Origin of the sequence: Prosthecobacter sp. (assembly GCF_049294395.1) — a bacterium.
In the GTDB taxonomy this organism is placed as follows: domain Bacteria; phylum Verrucomicrobiota; class Verrucomicrobiia; order Verrucomicrobiales; family Verrucomicrobiaceae; genus Prosthecobacter.
In genome coordinates, this window is the sequence record NZ_JBAQCR010000188.1 from 1 (window position 1) to 4,991 (window position 4,991).

Genomic DNA, 4,991 nt, shown 5'->3' on the forward strand with positions numbered 1-4,991 from the left:
GGGCTGGCGAGGCTGAGCGCGGGCAGCGGCGGCGCTGCTGAGAAGAGGGGGGCGGTGGAGGTCGGCGTCATGGGCGGGTGCGGGGCGCTGGGATCGAGGACGAGTTCGAGTAGGAGGACGAGGACGAGGACGAGAAGATCATGCGGCGGTGGCGGAAGATTTCGGGGTGGTGCCATCGCTCAGGCGGCAGGGGGCGAGCTCGATGAGGTGATCACAGCGGCTGCTGACCTGGGAATCACGTGTGGTGACGATGACGGTCCAGGGCTGGGATTTGCCGAGGATGGCATCGGAGAGCTGGGCGAAGGAGGCGTCGTCCATGTTGTCGAGCAATTCGTCGATGAGCAGGAGGCGGGGGCGCTGGGCGAGGGCGCGGGCGAGGAGGAGGCGCATGCGCTGATTTCCGGAGAGGGGTGCGCCGCCGATCTTGAGGTGGAGATTCAGGCCTTCGGGGCGTGCGAGGAGTTCATCCAGCAGGCCGACTTGTTTCAGTGCGGCGCGGATTTCATCCATGCCGATGTCGCTGCGGCCGAGGCGGAGATTTTCCACCACGGTGGCGTCCATGATTTCATCGCGGCGGAGGAGCTGGGTGCTTTCGCGCAGGGCTTCGAGGTCCCAGCTGCGGAGGTCCACACCGTCGATGGTGACGAAGCCGGCGGAGGGCTGGCGCAGGCCGAAGAGGATGTCCAGCAGGGAGCTGGCGCCCGCACCATGGGGGCCCACGATGGCGGCGCTGGCACCTGCGGGGATGGTGAAGCTGCGCCCGCTGAAGAGCGGCAGGGTGGGGATGTGGGCAAAGGAGATCTGGCTGGCGACGACCTCGGCACCGAGGCCGTGTGTGGCGGGCTTTTCGCCGCCTTCGCGCTCGGTTTCGAGATCGAAGACGTGGCCGAGCTTGTCCATGGCGGCCATGGCGTCGTACCAGGCTTCGAGTTTTTTGCCCAGCTTGGCGAGGGAGGCGACGATGCCGCTCATGATGATCTCACTGGCGACGAGCTGGCCGAGGGTGATCTGCTGGCTGATGACGAGGTAGCCGCCGACGATGAGCAGGGCGGCGGAGGCGACGACCTGCAGCGTGAGCAGCGCGGCGACCTGGCGCATGAGCACGCGGAAGTGCCTGCCGCGCGCCATGACGTAGCCGGTGCTGAGTTCATTGGCGCGCTCATGGGCCATGCGGCTGCCGCCGGGGCCTTTGAAGAGGAAGGGGAAATGCGCGACTTCTTCAAACCAGTTCACGAGGTCGTACTTCATGCGTGATTCCTCGATGCTGGTGTCCACCGCGCCGCGGCCGAGCAGCCAGAGGCTGAGGATGATGAGGAGCAGCAGGACGGCGGCGAAGATGAGCAGCAGCGGATGGTAAACGGAGAGCAGCAGCATGCCGATGAGGCCGCCAAAGACGAGGTTCACACCATCGAGCAGCAGCAGGGCGGTGGATTTTTGCGCAGTGACCACATCGAGGAAGCGGTTCACCATTTCCGGGGCGTGCACTTCATCATGCACCTGCGCCTTCACGCGTGGCAGGCGGTAGGCCAGGTCTGATGCGGCGCGCACAAAGATGCGGCGCTGAATCATGTCTGACACATAAAACTGGAAGCCGGTGACGACGGCCTGCAAACCGAGGCAGCCAAAGAGCGCGAGGGAGACGATGACGAGGGCCTGGAGGTAGGGGCGTGCCTGGCCGCCGAAGGCGAGATTGCTCACGATGGCATCCACCGCCATGGGCACGGCGAGGTAGAGCAGCGCGGAGATGACGGAGAACATGAGCAGCGTGCGGACTTCCTGCTTCTCTGCGAGCAGCATGCCGATGAAGCGCCGCGCGGGGCTGAGGCCTGCGTGGTCATGATGCGCGGCGTGGCCGTGACCGTGCGGCTTTGCGGCGCTGATCTCCTGCGCGGCGCGGTCCAGGTGGACGATACCAGCCTCCACCACGGTATGCACGCCTTCCACACCGACGAGGTTTGCGAGGGCCTGCCGTGTGACGGTGATGCGGTGGGTGGGATGCTCCCCGTCTGCGAGGCGGAGGCTGAACCAGCCGGCGTAGGTGATGACGAGCCAGCGGCTCTCCACGCTGCTCCAGATGACCACGGGGGAGTCTGCATGGGCCTGCCACACGGCCTCGCTGAGGGGCAGGCGCACGGGCGAGACCAGCATGCCTGCACCGGCAGCGGCGGCGCTGAGCTGCGCGAGGGGATCGCTTTGCGCCTGCGTGGCGTGGTGGATGGCTAAACGGGCACGCTCAGGTGAGATCTCACTGCCGAGGATGGCGGAGAGCTGCAGCAGAGTCGTGGGGGAAAGGATGGGCGGGGGAGTGGATGGCGGTGTCAAAATTGAAGGAAATTTCGCGTCTTATACGTGTTGCCAGCACAGGTGGACTCACCTGTTTGACTGCAAAAAATAGCGATGAATGTAATCAGGCGGAGATGATGGCGCTGTGGCTTAGGGGGATGGGGTGTGGAGGTGTGTTTTTACGCAGCGACGGTGGCTGCATGCAGGGCACTGGGAATGCGGGGACGCTGGCTGCGGATGAGGAATGGCGGCAGGGTGGATGCGGAGCGGCGCTTGTGCTTGCGGGGTGCTGCGGACTCGGAGGTCCGCGCGCCTGGAGCGCTGGGCTGGTGAGGGTGATTTACCGGGCGAAGGCGGTGTCGACGATGCAGGCTTGCGCCGTGCATCTTTGCCACCGCAGTCCAAGACGCTGGCGCGTGGCTTGAGGGCTGGTGCCCTCGCGGGCGCGAAGCGTCTTGGGAGTGCGTGCGGCAAGCCTGGGCGCGACGCCGCTTTCGCAGGCAGGACGGTGCGCTGAGGCCGGAGGAAGCTATTCACCTCGCGAAAGCGGTGTCGGCGATGCAGGCTTGCGCCATGCATCTTTGCCACCGCAGTCCAAGACGCTGGCGCGTGGCTTGAGGGGCCTGTGCCTTCAGAGCTGCGATGTGTTGTAAAAGGGGGCTGTGCACACTGCTCCACCTTCCACACCCCAAATCACTCGATGAACTCGAGCGTCCCGTCCGTGAGGCGGTAGAAGGCGCCGACGATTTTGATCTCTTTCTTGTCCTCCATCTCCTTGAGGATGGGGCTCAGGGTGCGGATCTGGGAGACGGCGTGGCGGACGTTGTTGCGGGCCACGTGGCGCATGTAGAGGGGGTTTGAGGAGACCTGCTCGCCGGGGAAGTTGTTGCTCAGGGCCACGGCGGGTTTGATCTTGGCGAGGAGGGTGGTGAGGTTGCCGAGCTGTACGTCGTCGATGGCACCCTTGATGGCACCGCAGTGCTGGTGGCCCATGACGAGGATCATCTTGGCTCCGGCGACTTTGCAGGCGAACTCCATGCTGCCGAGGATGTCTTCATTCACCAGATTTCCCGCGACGCGGGCCACGAAGACATCGCCGATGCCCTGATCGAAAACGTCCTCCACAGGGACGCGGCTGTCCAGGCAGCTGAGCACGACGGCCTTGGGATACTGGCCGACGGCGGATTTGCGGACCTGCGCGGGGTGATCGCGGCGGGTGACCTGGCCGCTGCGGAAGCGCCTGTTGCCGTCTTTGAAGTGCTGCAGCACCTCATCCGGGGTCAGGCGGGCCTGCTCCTCGGCGGTGGTGACGTGGCTGTCCGCGATGTCTTCCTCCGGTATGTCGCTCGCGTAGGCGGCGATGGAGGGCTCGGAGGCGATGAGATCGCTCTGGATGCGCTGGAGGAGTATTTCGGCACGGGCGGCGTCCAGGGTGACTTCGATCTGCACTTTGACGCTGTCTGCGGGATCGGCGTCATGGGAGTCGATGCCGCGCACGGGGACGGTCATGTGGCCCTCGGCGCCGATCTCTTCGAGCAGTGCGTCCACGTGCTCCTCCACGGCGGGGTCGCAGATGATGGAGACGCGTTTCATGTGGGGCTGATTCATGAGTAAGTGTGCTGAGGGGGTGAGGTGGTTCTATGGTTTATCTCTGGCGTGCATGCAATTCGTTCCAATTCAAGAATTGGCAGACATCGTTCGCTTTGGTAAAAGCATGGATCATGCCTTTTCTCAACTACCACCACCTGCGCTACTTTCGTGCCATCGCCACGGAGGGAAGCCTGACGCAGGCGGCGAAGCACCTGAAGCTGTCGCAGTCGGCGCTGAGCGTGCAGCTCCGCAGCCTGGAGGAGAGCCTGGGGCTGGCGTTGTTTGAGCGGAAGCACAAGGCGCTGGTGCTGACGGAGGCGGGGCGCATCGCGCTGGAGTATGCGAATGCGATTTTCCACAGCGGGGAGGAGCTGACGGACCTGCTGAAGAATCGCGCGGGGCGGAGCCGTGGGCTGCTGCGCGTGGGGGCGGCATCGAACTTGTCACGGAATTTCCAGCTGAGCTTTTTGCGTCCGCTGATTCCGCGGGATGATGTGGAGCTGATCATCCACTCGGGGAGTCTGCGCGAGCTGCTGGCGCAGTTGCAGACGCACACGCTGGATGTGGTGCTTTCGAATACGCCCGTGCGGCGCGATGCGGAGACGGGCTGGCACAGCCATCTGCTGGATGAGCAGGCGGTGAGCCTGGTGGGGCACAAGAAGCGCGGGATGAAGCCGTTTCGTTTTCCCGAGGATCTGGAAACGGTGCCCATCGTGCTGCCAAGTCTGGAGAGCAGCATCCGCACGGCGTTTGATGTGCTGATGGATCAGACGGGAATCCGGCCCATCATCGCGGCGGAAGTGGATGACATGGCGATGCTGCGACTGATGGCACGTGAAACGCACGGCGTGACGCTGGTGCCGCCCGTGGTGGTCAAAGACGAACTCGAAAGCGGGGAACTGGTGGAGCGGCACAAGTTTCCGCAGATCAAGGAAAGCTTCTATGCGATCACGCCGAGTCGGAGGTTTCCGAATTTGATTCTGCGGGAGCTGATGAAACCGAAGATCGAGCGGAGAAGAGTGGGCGGTGGGTGATGCGAGTGTTGGTGGGTGGCTTGGGGGCCCGTTTAGACAGGATTAACAAGATTCCAGAATTTCAGGATTTTTTTCTGAAGGGTG

At 63.9% G+C, this 4,991-nt stretch carries 3 protein-coding genes; 1 reads left to right on the forward strand and 2 read right to left on the reverse strand.

Translation table 11 applies throughout. From position 1 onward, the window contains the following. Positions 1 to 138: 138 nt before the first annotated feature. Together WAW39_RS12305 and WAW39_RS12310 are read right to left on the reverse strand one after the other, a co-directional pair. Complete coding sequence (locus WAW39_RS12305; protein WP_422319201.1) at positions 139 to 2,322, reverse strand: peptidase domain-containing ABC transporter; 2,184 nt, start codon at positions 2,320 to 2,322, stop codon at positions 139 to 141. 654 nt (positions 2,323 to 2,976) lie between these two features. Further along, complete coding sequence (locus WAW39_RS12310) at positions 2,977 to 3,876, reverse strand: carbonic anhydrase family protein (protein ID WP_422319203.1); 900 nt, start codon at positions 3,874 to 3,876, stop codon at positions 2,977 to 2,979. Positions 3,877 to 4,004: 128 nt separating this feature from the next. Between WAW39_RS12310 and WAW39_RS12315 the strand changes: the two genes are divergently transcribed. Beyond that, positions 4,005 to 4,907, forward strand: a complete 903-nt coding sequence (locus WAW39_RS12315) for a LysR family transcriptional regulator (RefSeq protein WP_422319205.1) — start codon at positions 4,005 to 4,007, stop codon at positions 4,905 to 4,907. The last annotated feature ends 84 nt before the right edge of the window (positions 4,908 to 4,991 follow it).